General features: G+C 65.5%; 13 protein-coding genes. 5 read left to right on the top strand and 8 right to left on the bottom strand.

The annotated features are described in order from the left end of the window. Positions 1-16 precede the first annotated feature (16 nt). Positions 17-1,846: a translational GTPase TypA gene (typA, locus tag EJ070_RS10570; protein ID WP_126091305.1), complete on the top strand. Its 1,830-nt coding sequence runs from the start codon at positions 17-19 to the stop codon at positions 1,844-1,846. A gap of 56 nt (positions 1,847-1,902) precedes the next feature. Here typA and EJ070_RS10575 read toward each other — a convergent pair whose 3' ends face one another. The 3 genes from EJ070_RS10575 to EJ070_RS10585 form a co-directional block, all read right to left on the bottom strand. Beyond that, on the bottom strand, positions 1,903-2,529 hold the full coding sequence (locus EJ070_RS10575) for a DUF1062 domain-containing protein (RefSeq protein WP_126091306.1): 627 nt from the start codon (positions 2,527-2,529) through the stop codon (positions 1,903-1,905). A 549-nt stretch (positions 2,530-3,078) separates the two neighbouring features. Continuing rightward, complete coding sequence (locus tag EJ070_RS10580) at positions 3,079-3,402, bottom strand: YciI family protein (protein ID WP_126091307.1); 324 nt, start codon at positions 3,400-3,402, stop codon at positions 3,079-3,081. Positions 3,403-3,633: 231 nt separating this feature from the next. Next, positions 3,634-4,197, bottom strand: a complete 564-nt coding sequence (locus tag EJ070_RS10585; RefSeq protein WP_126091308.1) for a peroxidase-related enzyme — start codon at positions 4,195-4,197, stop codon at positions 3,634-3,636. A gap of 128 nt (positions 4,198-4,325) precedes the next feature. Here EJ070_RS10585 and EJ070_RS10590 point away from each other — a divergent pair, with 128 nt between their 5' ends. Together EJ070_RS10590 and EJ070_RS10595 are read left to right on the top strand one after the other, a co-directional pair. Then, positions 4,326-9,104, top strand: coding sequence for an NAD-glutamate dehydrogenase (locus tag EJ070_RS10590; RefSeq protein ID WP_126091309.1), 4,779 nt, complete (start codon positions 4,326-4,328; stop codon positions 9,102-9,104). 390 nt (positions 9,105-9,494) lie between these two features. Beyond that, a complete protein-coding gene (locus EJ070_RS10595) occupies positions 9,495-10,871 on the top strand; it encodes an MFS transporter (RefSeq protein ID WP_126091310.1) in 1,377 nt (458 codons plus the stop codon). A gap of 199 nt (positions 10,872-11,070) precedes the next feature. On the opposite strand, the gene purH is transcribed toward EJ070_RS10595, so the two are convergent. From purH to htpX, 4 genes are all read right to left on the bottom strand, one after another. Continuing rightward, positions 11,071-12,687 carry a bifunctional phosphoribosylaminoimidazolecarboxamide formyltransferase/IMP cyclohydrolase gene (purH, locus tag EJ070_RS10600; RefSeq protein WP_126091311.1) on the bottom strand — a complete coding sequence of 539 codons (1,617 nt, stop codon included), beginning with the start codon at positions 12,685-12,687 and terminating at the stop codon, positions 11,071-11,073. A gap of 97 nt (positions 12,688-12,784) precedes the next feature. After that, a complete protein-coding gene (locus EJ070_RS10605; protein ID WP_126091312.1) occupies positions 12,785-14,509 on the bottom strand; it encodes a heparinase II/III family protein in 1,725 nt (574 codons plus the stop codon). Between the two features lie 146 nt (positions 14,510-14,655). After that, on the bottom strand, positions 14,656-16,035 hold the full coding sequence (locus tag EJ070_RS10610; protein ID WP_245464846.1) for an RsmB/NOP family class I SAM-dependent RNA methyltransferase: 1,380 nt from the start codon (positions 16,033-16,035) through the stop codon (positions 14,656-14,658). Further along, the gene (gene htpX / locus EJ070_RS10615) at positions 16,026-17,051 is read right to left on the bottom strand and encodes a zinc metalloprotease HtpX (protein WP_126091314.1); all 1,026 of its coding nucleotides are present in this window, start codon (positions 17,049-17,051) and stop codon (positions 16,026-16,028) included. The genes EJ070_RS10610 and htpX overlap by 10 nt, the downstream gene beginning before the upstream one ends. Before the next feature lie 139 nt (positions 17,052-17,190). On the opposite strand from htpX, the gene EJ070_RS10620 reads away from it, so the two are divergent. Beyond that, positions 17,191-17,412 carry a DUF1674 domain-containing protein gene (locus EJ070_RS10620; protein WP_126091315.1) on the top strand — a complete coding sequence of 74 codons (222 nt, stop codon included), beginning with the start codon at positions 17,191-17,193 and terminating at the stop codon, positions 17,410-17,412. 209 nt (positions 17,413-17,621) lie between these two features. On the opposite strand, the gene EJ070_RS10625 is transcribed toward EJ070_RS10620, so the two are convergent. Continuing rightward, a complete protein-coding gene (locus EJ070_RS10625; protein ID WP_126091316.1) occupies positions 17,622-18,287 on the bottom strand; it encodes an HAD-IA family hydrolase in 666 nt (221 codons plus the stop codon). 162 nt (positions 18,288-18,449) lie between these two features. On the opposite strand from EJ070_RS10625, the gene EJ070_RS10630 reads away from it, so the two are divergent. Then, positions 18,450-19,319: a transglutaminase family protein gene (locus EJ070_RS10630; protein ID WP_126091317.1), complete on the top strand. Its 870-nt coding sequence runs from the start codon at positions 18,450-18,452 to the stop codon at positions 19,317-19,319. Positions 19,320-19,724 lie beyond the last annotated feature (405 nt).

Raw genomic sequence — 19,724 nt, forward strand, 5'->3', positions numbered from 1 at the left:
TCCCGAGACCAGACAAATGAACCTCCGCAATATCGCGATCATCGCGCATGTCGACCATGGGAAAACCACCCTCGTCGACCAGCTTCTCAAACAGTCCGGCGCCTTCCGCGACAACCAGCGCGTCGCCGAACGCGCCATGGATTCCAACGACCTCGAAAAGGAACGCGGCATCACCATCCTGGCGAAGGCGACCTCGGTCGACTGGAAGGGCACCCGCATCAACATCGTCGACACGCCCGGACACGCCGACTTCGGCGGCGAGGTCGAGCGCATCCTGTCGATGGTGGATTCAGCGATCGTGCTGGTCGACGCCGCCGAAGGGCCGATGCCGCAGACCAAATTCGTCGTCGGCAAGGCGCTCAAGGTGGGCTTGAGGCCGATCGTCGTCATCAACAAGATCGACCGCCCCGATGCCCGCCATATCGAGGTGGTCAACGAGGTGTTCGACCTGTTCGCCGCGCTCGACGCCACCGACGAGCAGCTCGATTTCCCGATCCTCTACGGTTCGGGCCGCGACGGCTGGGTGTCGGAAAACCCGGAAGGCCCGAAGGACCAGGGACTGGCGCCGCTGTTCGACCTCGTCGTCAAGCATGTGCCGGCGCCGACCGTGCATCCCGGTCCATTCCGCATGATCGGCACCATCCTGGAAGCCAATCCGTTCCTCGGCCGCATCATCACCGGACGCATCGAGTCCGGCACGCTGAAGCCCAATCAGGCGGTCAAGGTGCTGCACCACGACGGCACGCAGATCGAGACCGGACGTATCTCGAAAATCCTCGCCTTCCGCGGCCTCGAGCGCCAGCCGATCGAGGAAGCGCAGGCGGGCGACATCGTGGCGATCGCCGGCCTCTCCAAAGGCACGGTCGCCGATACGTTCTGCGACCCGACGGTGACCGAGCCGCTGCACGCGCAGCCGATCGATCCGCCGACGGTGACGATGTCCTTCCTGGTCAACGACAGCCCGCTTGCCGGCACCGAGGGCGACAAGGTGACCAGCCGCGTCATCCGCGACCGGCTGCTGCGCGAGGCCGAAGGCAATGTCGCGCTGAAGATCGAGGAATCGCCGGAGAAGGATTCCTTCTTTGTCTCCGGCCGCGGCGAATTGCAGCTTGCGGTGCTGATCGAGACGATGCGTCGCGAGGGCTTCGAGATCGCCGTGTCGCGGCCGCGCGTCGTCATGCAGAAGGGCGATGACGGCCAGTTGCTGGAGCCGGTCGAAGAAGTCGTCATCGACGTCGACGAGGAGCATGCCGGCGTCGTCGTGCAGAAGATGTCGGAGCGCAAGGCCGAGATGGTCGAGCTGCGCCCCTCCGGCGGCAACCGCCAGCGCCTCGTCTTCCACGCGCCGACGCGCGGCCTGATCGGCTACCAGTCGGAGCTGTTGACCGACACGCGCGGCACCGCCGTGATGAACCGGCTGTTCCACGCGTATCAGCCGTACAAGGGTGAATTGCCCGGCCGCACCAACGGCGTGCTGATCTCCAACGAACAGGGCGAGTCGGTCGCCTACGCGATGTGGAACCTGGAAGACCGCGGTCCGATGATCATCGATCCGGGCGTCAAGGTGTATCAGGGCATGATCATCGGTATCCATAGCCGCGACAACGACCTGGAAGTGAACGTGCTGAAGGGCAAGAAGCTCACCAACATCCGTGCCGCCGGCAAGGACGAGGCGGTGAAGCTGACGCCGCCGGTGCGCATGACGCTGGAGCGCGCGCTGGCCTGGATCCAGGACGACGAGCTTGTCGAGGTGACGCCGAAGACCATCCGGCTCAGGAAGCTCTATCTCGATCCGAACGAGCGCAAGCGCTTCGAGAAGTCGGCCAAGGTGTTGGGCGCAGCGTAAGCCTTTTTCGCAAGCGGTCATTTGAGGGAGGGGGCATTGCTCCCTCCCTTTTCGTTTCATCCGCATGCGGCCGAGACGATGGCGTCGCGGTCGGCTTCGCTGGAAAGATCGATGCGGACCGCCATGCCGTCGCGCGGCGGCCTGCGCAAGGCCCTGGCGCCGTCAGGTTCGACAGCGAGCGTGCGCCGCTCTTCCCAATTCTGCAGTCTCGACCGCGAGATGCCGAGTTCGCCGGCAAGCAGACGGTCGAGGCGCAAAGGCGTCGCGGCGTCGAGCCGAAGTGCGAGCCAAAGCGCGACAGCGCTTTCCGGCCTGCCATTCAGAAGCTCCTTTCGGATCGAGACATCCGGAAATTCCTCGATCCGTCCGATCCGGCTCCGTAGTGCCGTGGCATTGAAAGCATGGCTGCGCACGAGCGCCGGATCGTTGCTCTCGAGCGCCGCCAGCAGCGCCGGTTCGATGTTGCGGCGGTTGCAGCGCTCAAAAATGGTGCGGTTCCAGGAATTGTCGCAGTCCGTGCAGCGGTAGATCAGCCAGGCATCGATGCGCTTGCCGTTGGCGTTGACGCGGAATCTGCCGCTGCATCGATAGGGTCTGATACCGCCGCAGCGGTTGCAGTTGATGAGAGGTCGAGGCGCGATTTTCGGCGCGATCGCCCAGCGGATACGCAACAGTCCAGACATGCCGGTAGGCCCTTCCCGTCGGGAAGTCCGTCAGGCCGGCGATGTCCGAGATGCCCGCGCGGGCACGGTGTGGCGAAAGGCTGTTTTGTTGGATGTCAGGCGTCGGCGCGGATTGCGCGACAGCGGCTCAGCAATGCCAAACCGGTCTCGAAACCGCCCGCCTGAAGAACACATGAAAATGATACAGGTGCCGCCAAAGCTGCGCCTGCGGTGCTTTCGGGGAGTAGACGAGACCGGCGATTACTGAGGCAAAGTGAAGCTCGAAATGGATGTCGGGACGGTTCTTCTAGCCGCGCGATGGCGGAGGAGCAAGAGTCCGCTTGGCTGGGGGCGATGGCTCAGAGCCAGCTACTTCGGATGCTTGCGCTGCCCCTCATCCGCCTGCCGGCACCTTCTCCCCGTCACTAATACGGGGAGAGGATGCCGGCAGGCAGGTGAGGGGCAGCGCCGACACTGCTTCATAGGGGCGAACCCCATCGGTGGTCGCACCGCCTCTTCGTTGGCTACCGGCTCACCCGGCACGCGGCATTCATGGGCGCCCCTCGACCATCACATCATCTCGATGATCGGCGCGATCTCGACGGTGAAGGCCGGGTTCGTCAGGATCGGGCAATCCTTGGCCTTGGCGACGGCATCGTCGATGTCCTTCGCCTCGACGATCGTGTAGCCGGCGGTCGGATTGCTGCCGCCATTGTTCTCGACCTTGCCGCCGGGCAACACCGTTCTCGACATGCCGACCGGATTGCCGCCGTCGACCACGGCCTGGCCGAGCTTGCCGTACCAGCCGGTCCAGGCATCCATCGCTGCTTTGCGTTCGGCCTCATCGGTCGGCATCTTGCCGGAGCCATGATAGACATAGAGAAATTTCGCCATGTTCTCCTCCCTTGTCTGCGGCGTTGAACCGGCATGCGGCCACGCCGCGCTATTTCTGTTTTGGCGCAATTCCGGGCGGGAAACCGTTTCTCACTTTTCCTGGAATTGCTTTAGCGACATGCGGCCATGCCGCAATCCGATATGCGGCCATGCCGCAATCGTTGATCATCGGACCAAACGGCGGGGCGGGCAAATCAAAATTCGCAGATGCTAATATGAGGCTGATAAGCCTCACCTTGCCATGGCATGGTATTCGGGGTTCGGCCGCATGTCGACGGCAGCCGCCACCCGGTTCGACATGTTGAAGAAGGCGGCGGTCGAAGCGATGTCCCAGATATCGCGGTCGGTAAAGCCGGCCTGGCGCAAGGTGGCTCGGTCGGCCTCGACGATCTTGGCCGGCTCTTCCGTCAGCTTGACCGCGAACTCCAGCATCGCGCGCTGGCGAAGGGGCAGGTCCGCGGCGCGGAAATTCATCACCATCATCTCGCCAAGCGCCGGGTGACCGGAAAGCTGGCGCACCGCCGCGCCATGCGCGGTCAGGCAGTAGAAGCAGTGGTTGATCGATGAGACGACCACCGCGATCATCTCGCGCTCCAGCTTCGACAGGCCGGAATCGCCGAGCATCAGGTCGTTGTACATGTCGGTGAAGGCGCGCAGCTTCTTCTCGTCGAAGGCGTAAGCCAGAAGCACGTTGGGAACGAGGCCGAGCTTCTCCTCGCATTTGGCGAAATAGGCCTTTGTCGCCTCGCCGAGCTCCGCCTGGACCAGGTCGAGCGCGGTAATCCTGTTGGTCATGGTCGTTCTCCTTGCAGGGCGATGGCGTTGGTTCGAATTTTTTAAAACGTCGTCAAACCTTTGTCGCCAAACGGCAGTCATCTGGCTACCATAGTCGCAAAAGCATGCCACGGGAGGGAATTGGCGTCATGGCCAGCGTGAAATCCAAGCCGAAGAAGAGAGCCGCAGCCGCCGTGAAAGCGGAAGAGAAGCCAGCGAGGCTTGCCGACCACCTGCTTGCTCGTGCGCCGGCCGAGGATGTCGCGGCCTATGACGTGGCCGACCTGGAGCGCGCTGCCGACCTCGCGAGCCGGGCGGTGGCCAGCCACAAGAAGGGCGAGAGCGTCGTCGCGATCGAAGCCGATTCAGGCGTTTCCTGCGGCGGCAGGCCGGTCACGGTCATCACCGTCGTCAACGACAACATGCCGTTCCTGTTCGATTCCATCCTCGGCGAGATCGCCGAGACCGCCGGCGAGCCGACGCTGGTGACCCACCCGATCATGACGGTTCGGCACGGTAAGAACGGCGTCGTCGAGATCCTGGGCGACGGCGGCAGGGACGTCGACGATCATGACCGGCTGAGCGTCGTTCATGTCCATATCCCGCGGCTCACCGCGGAGCAGGCGCGCGCGCTCGCCGAGCGGCTGCGCAAGATACTCAACCAGGTCCGCGGCGCCGTCACCGACTGGAAACGGATGCTCGCCCGCCTCGACCAGGCCATTTCCGAATTCCGCTATTCGGCCGTGCCGCTCGACAAGAACAGCGTCGCCGAAGCGATCGCCTTCCTCGAATGGCTGCGCGACGATAATTTCACCTTTCTCGGCATGCGTGAGTTCAAATATGTCGGTGGCGAAGAGAGCGGCACGCTTGAGCGCGCCGACAAGCCAGGTCTCGGCATCCTGTCCGATCCCGATGTGCTGGTGTTGCGGCGCGGCACCGAGGCGGTGACGACGACGCCGGAAATCCGTGCCTTCCTGCACGGGCCTGAACCGCTGATCGTCACCAAGGCGAATGCCAAGTCCTCCGTGCATCGCCGCATCTACCTCGATTACATCGGCATCAAGACCTATACGGCCAAGGGCGCGCTTGCCGGTGAACTGCGCATCGTCGGCATGTTCACCTCGACCGCCTATACCCGCTCGGTGATGAAGATCCCCTATCTGCGCTCGAAGGCCGAAACGATCATCGCCAAGTCCGGCTTCAATCCGAGCGACCATTCCGGCAAGGCGCTCATCAACGTGCTGGAGAGCTATCCGCGCGATGAGCTCTTCCAGGTCCCGGTGCCTATCTTGAGGAAGCACGCCAGCGCCATTCTCGGCCTGATCGAGCGTCCGCGCGTGCGGGCGCTGATCCGTCTCGACCAGTTCGACCGCTTCGTGTCCGTCCTCGTGTTCGTGCCGCGCGACCGCTACGATAGCGTCGTGCGCGAGAAGATCGGCACCTATCTCAAGACCGTGTTCGAGGGCCGGCTGTCGGCCTACTACCCGGCCTTCCCCGAGGGCGGGCTGGCGCGCGTGCATTTCATCATCGGCCGTTCCGGCGGCAAAACCCCGAAGATCGATCAGGCCGCCGTCGAGGCGGCTATCCGCGACATCGTGCGAACCTGGGAAGACGCGCTTTCCGAGGCGGCGGAGGCGGCCGGCAGCGATCCGATGCTGAAGGGCATCGCAGCGCGGTTCCCGGAAAGCTACCGCGATACCTTTTCGGCTTCGGTGGCGCTGGCCGATGCCGGACGCATCGCCGCAATCGGCCCCGACCATCCGATCGCCATCGACTATTACCGCCGCGCCGACCGGAAGCCGCACCAGGCGGCGCTGAAGATCTACCATTACGGCAGTCCGGTGGCGCTGTCGCGTCGCGTTCCGGTGCTGGAAAACATCGGCTTCCGCGTCATCAGCGAGCGCACCTTCGAGATCGCCGATGAAGGTTCCGGCAGGGTCTTCATCCACGACATGGAACTCGAGAACAGCTACGGCAAGGCAATCGATCTGTCCGACGGCGGCGCGCTGTTCGAGGATGCCTTCCTGGCGGTCTGGCGCGGCGATGTCGACAATGACGGCTATAACGGGCTTGCCCAGACCGCCGGGCTGTGGTCGAGCGAGATCGCCATCTTGCGCGCCTATGGCCGTTACCTGCAGCAGGCGGGCATTCCGCAGAGCCAGGATTTCATCGCCGCCGCGCTCAACCGCTATCCGGAGATCGCGCGCGGCCTGCATCAGCTGTTTGTCGCACGCCTCGGGCCGACGGCCGAAACCGAAGGCGTGGTCGCCGCCAAGCACCTCAAGGCCAAGATCAAGGACGCGCTGGAAGAGGTGCCCAACATCGACGACGACACCATCATCCGCCGCTACCTCAACCTCATCGAAGCCTCGCTGCGCACCAATCATTTCGTAGCCGATACGAAGGAGAAGGGGCAGTCGCTGGCGATCAAGCTCGACTCGCAGGCGGTCGACGGCCTGCCGGCTCCGCGGCCATGGCGCGAGATCTTCGTCTATGGCTCCGAGGTCGAGGGCGTGCATCTGCGCTTCGGCCCGGTGGCGCGCGGCGGCCTGCGCTGGTCGGATCGCGCCCAGGACTACCGCACCGAGGTGCTCGGCCTGGTCAAGGCGCAGCAGGTCAAGAACGCGGTCATCGTGCCGGTCGGCGCCAAGGGCGGCTTCTATCCGAAGAAGCTGCCAATGAGCGCCGGGCGCGACGCAATCTTCGAGGCCGGCACCTCGGCCTACAAGAACTTCGTCTCCAGCCTGCTTTCGATCACCGACAATATTGGCGTCGACGGCGTCATCCCGCCGGCCGGCGTGGTGCGTCGCGATCCTGACGATCCCTATTTCGTCGTCGCCGCCGACAAGGGCACGGCGACCTTCTCCGACACCGCCAACGCCATCTCCGAGAAGCACGGCTTCTGGCTGGACGATGCCTTCGCCAGCGGCGGCTCGGCCGGCTACGACCACAAGAAGATGGGCATCACCGCCAAGGGCGCGTGGGAAGCGGTCAAGCGGCATTTCCGCGAGATGAACCGCGACATTCAGGCCTCGCCCTTCACCGTGGTCGGCGTCGGCGACATGTCGGGCGACGTGTTCGGCAACGGCATGCTGTTGTCGCCGCAGACCAGGCTGATCGCCGCCTTCGATCATCGCGACATCTTCATCGATCCCGATCCGGATGTCGCGGCTTCGCTTGCCGAGCGCCAGCGCATGTTCGCGCTGCCGCGCTCGTCCTGGCAGGACTACGACAAGTCGAAACTGTCGGAAGGCGGCGTCATCGTCTCGCGCAGCCAGAAGTCGATCACGCTGCCGCCGGCGGCGGCCGCCGCGATCGGCCTTGGCAAGACCACCGCGACGCCGGTGGAGATCATCAACACCATCCTCAAGGCGCCGGTCGACCTTTTGTGGTTCGGCGGCATCGGCACTTATGTCAGGGCCTCCGGCGAAACCAACCAGGATGTCGGCGACCGCGCCAACGACGCCATCCGCGTCACCGCGCTCGACGTGCGCGCCAAGGTCATCGGCGAGGGCGCCAATCTCGGCGTCACGCAGCGGGCGCGCATCGAGTTCGGCATGAATGGCGGCCGCTGCAACTCCGACGCCATCGACAATTCGGGCGGCGTCAATTGCTCGGACGTCGAGGTCAACATCAAGATCGCGCTGGCATCCGCCATGCGCAAAGGCTCGCTGGCCCGGCCCGCGCGCAACAAGCTGCTCGCCGAGATGACCGACGAGGTGAGCGGGCTGGTGCTCTCCAACAACTACCAGCAGACGCTGGCGCTCTCGATGGCGCGCAAGCGCGGGCTGGCCGACATCGCGCACCAGGCCCGCTTCATGACGGCACTGGAAGCGCGCGGCCTGCTCGACCGAGCGGTCGAGACGCTGCCTTCGCCCGCAGCCCTTGCCGAGCGCGAGGCGCGCGGGGAGCCGCTGACCAGGGCCGAGCTCGGCGTGCTGCTTGCCTATGCCAAGATCGTGCTGTTCTCCGACATCGTCGCCAGCGACGTGCCGGACGATCCGCATTTCGACCGCGACCTGATGGGCTATTTCCCGGAGCGCATGGCAAAGAAATTCGCCGGCGAAATCCGCGACCACCGGCTGCGGCGCGAAATCATCGCGCGCGTCGTCGCCAACGACCTCGTCAACCGCGGCGGGCCTTCCTTCGTCAACCGGCTGCAGGAAGCCACGGGCCGCACCGCGGCCGACGTGGTGCGGACCTTCGCCGTGGTCCGCGACGGCTTCGCGCTGCCTGCGCTCTACAGGGAGATCGACGCGCTCGACAGCCAGGTCGACGGCCAGATCCAGCTCGATTTCTATCAGGCGGTCAGCCGGCTTATCTTCATGACCAGCGGCTGGTACCTGAAGAACGAGGCAGGCGCCGCCCCGCTCAGCCAGCGCATCGGCGAACTGCATGACGCGCGCAAGGCGTTGGAGCCGAAACTGGCGTCGCTGCTGCCGGCCTTCTCGCGCGAGCGGATCGAGGAGCGGCGGCACGGCCTGTTCAAGAGCGGCGCGCCCGAGAAGCTGGCTGGACAACTGGCGCTCGCCGAAGTGGCGGAACTCATCCCGGACATCGCGCTCACCGCGCGCACGGCCGGCGCCGACATCGTCGGCGCGGCCAAGGCCTTCTTCGCCGTCAGCGATGCCTTCCGCATCCCACGGGTCGAGGAGGCCGCGCGCTCGATCACGCCGCCGGACTATTACGATCAACTGGCGCTGTCGCGCGCGATGGACACGATCGGCGCGGCAAGGCGCGGCATTGCGGTCGCGGCGCTCACCGGCCATGGCAAGGCGGCGGATCCGGTCGCGGCCTGGCTGGAGGCCGGCGGCGAGCGTGTCGCGCGCATTCGCGAGCGGCTGCAGGCACTCACCGAAGGCGGCGACATCACCGTGTCGCGGCTGTCGGTGGCGTCGGGCCTGATGACCGATCTGACGGGGATGTGAGCTTTGAAGGCCTGGGTTCCTCGCCCCCGCCAAAGCGGGGGAGAGGTGGCCGCGAAGCGGCCGGAGAGGGGGCTTCGTAGGGCGGAGACCACCCTTAAAGCGCGTCGCGCTGAAGCGGATTCAGGCGACGCGCTTTAGGTCTTTGTTTTGATGCATGTCGTTCTCCCAAAACCGCTGCGCACTTTTGGGCGACATGCATTAAGCGGTCAACCTGACCGTAGGCCGGCGCATTTCCCCCTCTCCGTCTCGGCTTCGCCGAGCCACCTCTCCCCCACTTCGTGGGGGCGAGGAAATCTGGGCAATAGCTGGCGGCCGCTTGTTCGTTTGCATCGCTGTCCGAAAACATGCAGACATGGCGCCGCCGACAAATAGAAGGCGAGTGGAGGGGACATGGCCGAAGTAGCAGTGCAGCGGGCGACGGGGCGCGGCATCTGGGGCTGGATGTTCTTCGACTGGGCGGCGCAGCCCTTCTTCACCGTCGTCACCACCTTCATCTTCGGGCCATACTTCGCCTCGCGCATGGTCAGCGATCCGGTCGTGGGTCAGGCCGCCTGGGCCTGGGGCATCGCCGCCGCCGGCCTGGTCATCGCCGTGCTTTCGCCCGTATTGGGCTCGATCGCCGACCAGACGGGACCGCGCAAGCCGTGGATCGCCTTCTTCGCGGCCATCAAGATCACCAGCCTCACGCTGCTTTGGCTCGCGGCGCCCGGGTCGAATGTGTTCCTGATCGTGCTGTTGTTCTCGCTGGCCTCGGTGGCCGCGGAATTCTCGACCGTGTTCAACGATTCGATGATGCCGCGGCTGGTGCCGAAAAGCGAAATCGGGCGCATCTCCAACATCGCCTGGGGTCTCGGCTATCTCGGCGGGATGATCGCGCTGATTTTTGTCATTCTGTTCATGGCCGGCAATCTGGAAACCGGCAAAACGGTCATCGGCCTCGACCCGATCCTGGGACTCGATCCGAAGCTCGGCGAAGATGCCCGCGCCACCGGGCCAATGTCGGCCGGCTGGTACTTTCTCTTCATCCTGCCGATGTTCTTCTTCACCCCGGACGCCGCCAAGGGCATTCCGATCGGACCGGCAGTGCGCGAGGGTCTTTCGGAGCTGAAGTCGACGCTGACAGAGGCGCGCAAGCGCGTCGGTATCTTCCGCTTCCTTGTCGCCCGCATGATCTACCAGGACGGCGTCAACGCGCTGCTCACGCAGGGCGGTGTGTTCGCTGCCGCGATGTTCCACTGGTCGATCACCGAGATCGGCATCTTCGGCATCATTCTCAACGTCGTCGCCATCTTCGGCTGCTGGATCGCCGCTCGCCTTGACACCGCGCTTGGTTCCAAAGCGGTGGTGATGATCGCGCTGATGATGCTGACCGTGGCCACCGCCGGAATCATCTCGACCGGGCCGGGCTTCACGCTGCTCGGCCTGATACCGCTCCCCCTGGCTGATTCCGGCGGCCTGTTCGGCACCGCCGCCGAGAAGGCCTATATCCTCTACGGGCTGCTGATCGGCCTTGCCTTCGGGCCGGTGCAGGCTTCATCGCGCTCCTATATGGCGCGGAGCGTCACCGCCGCCGAATCGGGCCGTTATTTCGGCATCTACGCGCTGTCCGGACGGGCGACCAGTTTCCTGGCGCCGTTCCTGCTCGCGACGATCAGCTACCTGAGCGACTCGGCGCGGCTCGGCATGGCGGTGATCATCCTCTTTCTCGGTATCGGCATGGCGATCCTGGTCAGGACGCCCTACCCGGCGGACAAGCCGGTGGAGTGAGCCTCTTCCTTCTCCCCTTGTGGGAGAAGGTGGATCGGCGCGCAGCGCCGAGACGGATGAGGGGTGTTCCAGCTTGGCGAACGCGCTCGTCCAAACGACACATGGCGACCGGACCGCCAACGCCTCACTCCGTCCAGCACCCTTCATCCGTCGCCTTCGGCGACACCTTCTCCCACAAGGGGAGAAGGAGAGGGCGCGCTCAATGCCTGAAATGCCGCACGCCCGTGAACACCATGGCGATGCCGTGCTCGTCGGCGGCGGCAATCACGTCGTCGTCGCGCATCGAGCCGCCGGGCTGGATCACGGCGCTAGCGCCGGCCTCGATCGCCGACAGCAAGCCGTCGGCGAAGGGGAAGAAGGCGTCGGAGGCGACGACGGAACCCTTGGTCAGCGGTTCGGTCAGGCCGGCGGCTTCGGCCGCGTCGAGCGCCTTGCGGGCGGCGATGCGCGAGGAATCGACGCGGCTCATCTGGCCGGCGCCGATGCCGACGGTGGCGCCATCCTTCGCATAGACGATGGCGTTCGACTTGACGTGTTTGGCGACGCGGAAAGCGAATTTGAGGTCGGCCATCTCGGCCGGCGTCGGCGCGCGCTTCGTCACCACCGACAATGCGAGGTCGTCGACCACCGCATTGTCGCGGCTTTGCACCAAGAGCCCGCCGGCCACCGATTTCACGAGCGTGCCGGCGGCGCGCGGGTCGGGCAGGTCGCCGGCGACCAGAAGGCGCAAATTCTTCTTCGCGGCGACGATCGCTGCCGCCTCGTCGGTGGCGTCCGGCGCGATGATCACCTCGGTGAAGGTTTTCACGATCTCTTCCGCCGCCTCGGCATCGAGGATGCGGTTCATGGCGACGATGCCGCCGAAAGCCGAGACCGGATCGCAGGCAAGCGCCCTGGCATAAGCCGCCTTCAGCGTCGCCCCTTCGGCGACGCCGCAGGGATTGGCGTGCTTGATGATGGCGATCGCCGCAGAACGGGCCGGATCGAACTCGCCGACCAGCTCGAAGGCGGCGTCGGTGTCGTTGATGTTGTTGTAGGAGAGCTGCTTGCCCTGCAGCTGCCTGGCGGTGGCGACACCCGGCCGCTTGTCGCCGGAGAGATAGAAGCCGGCGCTCTGGTGCGGGTTCTCGCCATAGCGCATCACCTGGTCGAGGCGGCCGCCGAAGGCGCGCCAGGTCGGATGCTCGACCTCGAGCGCCTCGGCGAACCAGCCGGAGATCGCCGCGTCATAGGTGGCCGTGCGGGCAAAGGCCTTGGCGGCCAGCTTCTTGCGGAAATCGAGCGACAGCGAGCCGAGGTTCATCTCCAGCGCGTTGAGCACCGAGGCGTAGTCGGCGGGATCGGTGACGATGGCGACATAGGCATGGTTCTTGGCCGAGGCGCGGATCATCGCCGGACCGCCGATGTCGATGTTCTCTACGATCGAAGCGTAGCCGGCGCCGGAGCGGCGGACTTCCTCGAACGGGTAGAGGTTGGAGACGACGAGGTCGATCGGAAGGATATGGTGGTCGTGCATCGCCTTCACATGCTCGGGGTCGTCACGCACGCCGAGCAGCGCGCCATGCACCGACGGGTGCAAGGTCTTGACGCGGCCGTCCATGATCTCGGGAAAGCCGGTCAGTTCCGAAACATCGCGGACCGCCAGGCCGGCCTCGGCGATCGCCTTCGCCGTGCCGCCGGTGGAGACCAGCTCGACGCCAGCGGCGGCAAGCGCCCTGGCGAAATCGATCAGGCCGGTTTTATCGAAGACTGAAAGCAACGCGCGGCGAACCGGAACGAGGTCCGGTGCCGGAATGTTCTTGGCGGGGACGGCCATGGCAGGCGGCCTTTCAAGGCTGGTTGGGAAACGTTCGCGGGCCGTAGCATATGAGCCCCGGAAATCAAGCGCGCAGCTTGGGTTCCATCGCTGAGGCTCAGTTGTTTTCGGGATAGCCGGCGATGTGGGTGCGCGTCAGCTGCCAGTGCACCTCGGCGATCTCCGAGGCCTTGAAGGCAAGCACGATCTGCCGGCTGCGGCGCGGCCCGCCGAGTCCGGCGAAATAGATCGATTCCTCAACCTCCGGCGCCACTTCCGCGCAGGTGAAAACCCAAGTGTCTCCTTGTGCGGCGGCGAGCGTCAAGCGGTCCCGCTCGTCCTGAAGCAGGCCGATGTCGGGATGGATGTGGAAGCGCACTGTGACGAAGTCGCGGCCATTGTTGCGGACCGTCGCGCCCCCGGGGCGCAGGAAACGGTCGCGGCCGGTCAGCACATTGCCGTTCTCCGTCAGCTTCAATTCACGCTCGTGCAGGAAGCCGAAGCGCGCGGCATAGCCGTCGTGGCGGGCGACGAAACCGTGCACGCCTTTCTGGTCGATGCGCTTGCAGGGCACGCGCTGCGGGCCGGCGATCAGCGGCGAGCCGAGCAGGTCGCTGACCCGCAGCGAATGGCTGAAGCGCGCCGAGGAGGTGTCGTTGACGGTGGCGGTCGAGTGCGCGGCGGTGGCGCGGGCAAGCGGGCGGAACTCGGCGGCGCCATAGGTATCGATGCCGGCATTGACGATGAAGTGCTGGCGTCCGGAAGAAAGCTCGAAGGCGAGGCACCCGGCATGCGCGGCGTTGGAAACGTCGATGGGCGGCGGCAGGCCGGTGTCGGCGATCACCGTCACGCCGCCCATCGACAGGCGCTCGTAGCCGGAATGCGGCGCGTGCAGCAGCGGCGCGCCGACCGTGTCGTCATGACGCAGGATGGTGGCGATGCGGTCGTGGATCGTGGCGCCCATGCCGTTGAAGCGGGCGAGGCTGCCGTCCTGGTGGCGGAAGAAACGCAGGGCCGGCAGCATGCGGTCGATGGCGCCGATCAACGCCGGCGGCGGCGCCTCGGCCTGGTTGGCATAGGTCTGGCGCAGAGGCAAAAGGTCGGCCAGCAATTCCAGCACCGTCATCGGGTTGCGCGAGATGTGGCCGCCATCGGGAAGGATCTGGCGGTCGAGCTCCTCGGCAAGGTTGCGGGTGGCGGCGCGCAGCGCCGAGGGCGGCGCCGGCAGCGACAGGGCGGCGAAGGCAAGCGCGATGCGGGCGCGCAGCCTGTCCTTGCCGTCCGGCATCTCGCGTGCCATCGACCGCAGATAGCGGATCTGCATGGCGAGCGATTTGAGGAAGGCGCGGTAGAAGGGAAATTCGGCGCCCTGCAGCACGACGGAGGAATGCTGCAGCCAGGCGATCACCCGCTTGGCCGTCGTGCGCGGCTCCCAGGCGACGCCGGATATCTGGTTGCCGTGCATGGCGATCCAGTCGGAGACCAGGGCCCGTGCGTTGGCGGCGGCAAGCTCGGTGCCCGCGGCCCGCATATGGCGCAGCCAGCGGAAGCCGTGCAGCGTCTTTTGCCAGCCGTGGTTGGGCACATTGATCTGAAAGGGCGATTTGCCGCCGGTTTCCACCATGTGGCCGGACAACGGATAGCGCCCATAATAGATTTCGAGCGCGATCTGCGGATCGGCGAGCCTGAGATCCGGCGGCGCGATGAGCACGCGCTCGGGCGTGCGGCCGGAATAGCGCCAGCGATAGACGGGACCGGCGCGAAGACGCCGGCGCGTCTTGCGCCAAAACTCCCTCGCGACAAGCGTCCAAAGACGCGTCGTGTTGCCGGCAACAAGTGCCAAATCCCCTCCTGATCGACCGCTACCCAAGCACAAGCTTATATGATTCAAGAACTTATGCGAAGGCGGATTTCGCCGGCGTGAAGCGCTTCACGCGGTGCCGCCGGGACCGTCCCTAAAAAAGTCAGCAAGTTTGATGTAATAACGTTTTAAGCGGCCCTTCGCATCCGCGCGGCAAAAAAGCCGTCCAGGCCGGAAATCCCCGGTGAGTCGAGCGCCATGTCGGCGGGTGTCGTGCGCAGGGTGCCCTCTGGCGTCAGGAACGGGTCGACGCCGGCGAAATCGCCTGCTTGGATCGGATCGGCGGCCACACTGGGCGTCTCGGCAAGGAAAGCGTGGTAGAGATCTTCGCCCTCGATCGGGTCGAGCGAACAGTTGGAAAAGACGATCCGGCCACCGGGTCTGACGAGAGTAACGGCGTGAGCGAGGAGCTTCCGTTGGAGCGCGGCGAGTTTCTCGACATCGGCCATGGTTTTTGTCCACGGCACGTCGGGATGGCGACGGACGGTGCCGGTCGAGGAGCAGGGGGCGTCGAGAAGCACGGCGTCGAACGGCTCCGCCGGCCGGTAGTCGAGCAGGTCGGTCTGCACCAGCTCCGCCGACAGGCCGAGGCGCTCGAGATTCTGCGCCAGACGCGCCAGCCGGTTCTTCGAGGTGTCGACGGCGGTGACATTGGCGCCGGCGAGGATGAGCTGTGCCGTCTTGCCGCCGGGCGCGGCGCAAAGGTCGGCAACGCGCTGCCCTTCGATGTCGCCGAACAGGCGCGCGGGGAGGCTTGCCGCCGCATTCTGCACCCACCAGGCGCCGTCGGTGAAGCCGGGCAAGTCGGTGACCGCAGCCTGCAGTTTTTCTATCCGCACGGTGCCGGTCGGCAGCACGATGCCGCCGAGCCGCTCGCCCCAGAGCGCCGGGTCGGACTTGACGGTGAAATCGACCGGCGCTTCGTGGCGGTGGGCGGCAAGGATGGTCCGCGCCTTGTCGGCGCCGTAGGCGGCGGTCAGCCGGTCGGCAAACCATTGCGGCGCTTCGCTGGTCGCAGCAAGCGTTGGCGCCAGCTCGGCCTCCTTGGCGCGCGCCAGCGAGCGCAGCACGCCGTTGACGAGGCCGGAAAAGCGCAGCGTGCGCGGATCGGACTTGGCATGGGTGACGGCAAGATCGACTGCGGCGCTGTCGGGGATATCGAGGAACAGGATCTGCGCGCCGGCCACGTGCAGGATGTGCGAGAGCGCGGTCGCGTTGGCCGGCAGCGGCCTCTCCAGACGCTTCGCCAGCAGGCCGGCAATGGTCATGCGGTAGCGCAGCGCCGTGACCAGGATGGCGCGCACCAGCGCGCGGTCGCGGGCATCAAGCGCCCTGTATTGCGGATGGCCGTGCTCGTTGTCGGTCAGGCCGTCGAGCGGTGTGCGGGCATCAATGACGGCGGCAAGCAGCCGAGCGGCAGCCTTGCGCGCGGCAAGCCCGGCAATCGCCTCGCCTGCATCACGTCTGCCAGGGGTTTGCGGTCGGCGCTTCGCTCCGCTCACGACCAAGGACCTTTGGGTCCTGCGCCGCGGGGTCCAGTCGGGTTGCGGCCCCATGGATTGGGTTTTGGCCGCGCCGGCTCGATTGGCGGCACGGGTTCGGCCGGCTTGCCCCACGGCCCGGCCGGCGGCTCATCGGCCGCCATCGGCGCTTCGCGCCGCGTGGCCCGAGAGGCGCTGCCCATCTCGCTCGCCATCTGCTGCAGGGCGGCGATACGGTTCTCGGTGCTCGGATGGGTCGAGAACAGATTGTCCATGCGCTCGCCCGAGAGCGGGTTGATGATGAAAAGATGGGCCATCGCCGGATTGCGCTCGGCATCCAGGTTGGGGATGCGTTCGGCGCCGCGCGCGATCTTGTCGAGCGCCGAGGCCAGCCACAGCGGCCGGCCGCAGATCTCCGCGCCGCGCCGGTCGGCCTCGTATTCGCGGGTGCGGCTCACCGCCATCTGCACGATCATGGCGGCGAAGGGCGCGACCAGCATGGCCACCAGCACGCCGACGAAGCCGAACGGGTTGTTGTTGTCGCGGCTTCCGCCGAAGAAGAAGGCGAAATTGCCGAGCATCGAGATCGCGCCGGCAAGCGTCGCGACGATCGTCATGGTAAGCGTGTCGCGATGCTGCACATGGGCAAGCTCATGCGCCATGACCGCCGCGACTTCTTCGTCCGAAAGCTGCTGCAGCAGGCCGGTCGAGGCAGCCACGGCGGCATTCTCGGGATTGCGGCCGGTGGCAAAGGCGTTGGGCTGTGGGGTGTCGATCTTGTACACTTTCGGCATGGGCAGGCCGGCTCGCCGGGCGAGGCCCTGCACTATCCTGTAGTATCTGGGGTCGCTTCTTTCGTCGACCTCGAAGGCGCCGTTCATCGACAGCACCATCTTGTCGGCATTCCAGTAGCTGAACAGGTTCATGCCGGCGGCGATCAAAAGCGCGATCATCATGCCGCCCGTGCCGCCGATCAGAAAGCCGACGCCCATGAACAGCGCCGTCATCGCGGCGAGAAGCATAGCGGTGCGAAGCGTGTTCATCTTCTAGTCCGTTTGGCGTGGTGGCGAATAGGAGTCGATCCGTCTTGCATCATGGCTATATGATGGGAAAGGCCGGTCTCTGTTTCAATCGGCCCTCTGTTTCAATCGGCCCCCTGTTTCAATCGGCAAGGCATATCGCATGACCGAACACCCCAGCAAAACCGAAACCGCCGCCGCGGCCGAAAAGCCGCGAAAGACGCTGACCCCGGCGGCGGAGCGCGCGCTTGCCGAGGCCGAGGCGAGGCGAAAGGCCTATCGCGAGGCGGAAGCCCGCCTGCCGAAGGAGATCGGCGGCCGCGGCAGCAACGAACCGGGGCGCTACGGCGACTGGGAAGTGAAGGGTCTGACCAGCGACTTCTAGCCGGATATGCTGATATTCAGGTGAGGCCGGCCTGCGGATGGCGACTTCCTGCGCTTCCGGCCTTCGCCGGCCGAAGCATTCATGAGAGTGGCGCGGCAGATAAGGCTACGGCCGGCGCAGGCCGGTACTCACGGGCCCATAGGTCCGCTCCGTTCTGGTTCTCGGAATTCACCATCCCCGACTCGGCCTGACCTGAATCTCAGCATATCCTAAGCCGCGTCACGCTGCCTATCGATGACCATCCAGCCGCTGTCGTCCGTGGCGATGCCGAGCGCATCGTAGGAAGCAATGCTGGCGTGTGGCGTCCGCATCGGATGGACATGCGTGGCGCTGATCACCATCACCGAGGCGCCGGAAGCTTCGCCCGCCGCGATACCCGCGGGCGCATCCTCGAAGACGAGGCAGTCGCGCGCCTCTACGCCGAGGCGCTTTGCCGCCAGCAGGAAGCAGTCGGGCGCCGGCTTGCCGCGGGTGACGTCCTCGGCCGACACCATCATGGCGGGAAGCGGAATGCCTGCTGCCTCGATGCGCAGCAGCGCCAGCTCGCGCGGCGCCGAGGTCACGATCGCCCACCGCTCGGGCGGCAGCGATTGCAGAAACGCCACCGCGCCCGCGATCGGCACGATGCCTTCAAGGTCGTCGGCCTCGGCCTTGAGCAGCGCGTCGGCTTCCGCAACAGGATCGACGCCCGGAAGCTCGAGCGCGGCGATCGTCTCTCTCGCGCGCCTGCCATGGATCGTCGGCAGGAAACTTGCCACGTCGAGACCATGGCGATTTGCCCAGTGGGTCCACACGCGTTCCGCCGCCGCGATCGAGTTGAGCACCGTGCCGTCCATGTCGAAAAGGAAGGCGGCGAACTTTCTGCCTACGAACATCGGATTTCCTGGAGAATCGTTTTCGGGGAGGGGCGAAACGCTCCTTACTTTAATGCCGTCAGCGCTGCCTGAGAAGTCGCGCCGGCGATTTCCATCCGCAGCAGGAACAACCTCCCGGTTGCCGCGTTCTTCTTCGCGATCGTCAAAAAAGGGGGGAATGCGATGCTGATCCGGCTCGGCTACGAAATCGCTATCGAATGCGTCGCGGCGACGCCGATCGTCTCGCTCCTCGACATCCACCCCGATCGCCATGCCGATATCAAACGGCAGACGCGGGTGCTCACTTCGCCTTCCGTGCCGACCCGGACCTATCGCGACCGCTACGGCAACATCTGCCGCCGCTTCACCGCGCCGGCCGGCGGCTTCCGTATCCTCTATGACGCAGCGGTCGAGGACAGCGGCGAATGCGACGAAGTCAACAGGCTGGCGCACGAAACGCCGGTGGCGGACCTGCCGGACGACGTGCTCGTCTACCTGCTCGGCAGCCGCTATTGCGAAACCGATCACCTCGGCGGCCTCGCCTGGCAGCTTTTCGGCCGTCTCCCGCCCGGGTGGGCGCGCGTGCAAGCGATCGTCGATTATGTCCACAGCCGGCTTTCCTTCGGCTACGGCTATGCCCGCGCCACGCGCACCGCGGCGCAGGCGCATGAAGAGCGCGTCGGCGTGTGCCGCGATTTCGCGCATCTCGCGATCACGCTTTGCCGCTCGATGAACATTCCGGCGCGCTATGTGAACGGCTATCTCGGCGATATCGGCGTGCCGGCCGATCCCGCGCCGATGGATTTCTCGGCCTGGATGGAAGCATTCCTTGACGGCAAATGGTACACGTTCGATCCGCGCCACAATTGCCCCAGGATAGGCCGCGTCGTGATTGCGCGCGGCCGCGACGCCACGGACGTGCCGCTGCTGCACAGTTTCGGGCCGCACCGGCTCGGCCTGTTCAAGGTCTGGACCTATGAGCAGGTAAGCAACCGGTTCAATCCGCCGCAGCACGGCATCGACCGCACGGTAAGCGCGCAGATGCTGGCATAGGCAGGCGGCTGTTAAAGCGCGTCGCGCTGAAACGGATCCAAGCGACGTGCTTTAGGTTCTTGTTTTGATGCATGTCGTTCTCCCAAAACCGCTGCACACTTTTGGGCGACATGCATTAAACGACGGCTCCAGCACCGCCGCTGACCCGCTTCGATGCTGGAGCGGTTCATCGTTTCCCGGAAACGCCGTTCACCCCTTCCTCGATCGCTATTGGTCCAAAAGGAAAAGGCCGCCGCTTCTTGACGAAGCCGGCGGCCTTCCGTGTTTCCGTCCATGACGCGGCTCATGGCGGCGACCCCATCGGGTCACCTGCCGCGCGTCTCGCGCCTTAACGGGAAGACTGCTTCCCGGAAGTGCAATCCGCTGAGCTCACGTTATGGAAAACGAAATCACTCGACATCGGAT

Source organism: Mesorhizobium sp. M1E.F.Ca.ET.045.02.1.1 (assembly GCF_003952485.1).
Lineage (GTDB): Bacteria > Pseudomonadota > Alphaproteobacteria > Rhizobiales > Rhizobiaceae > Mesorhizobium.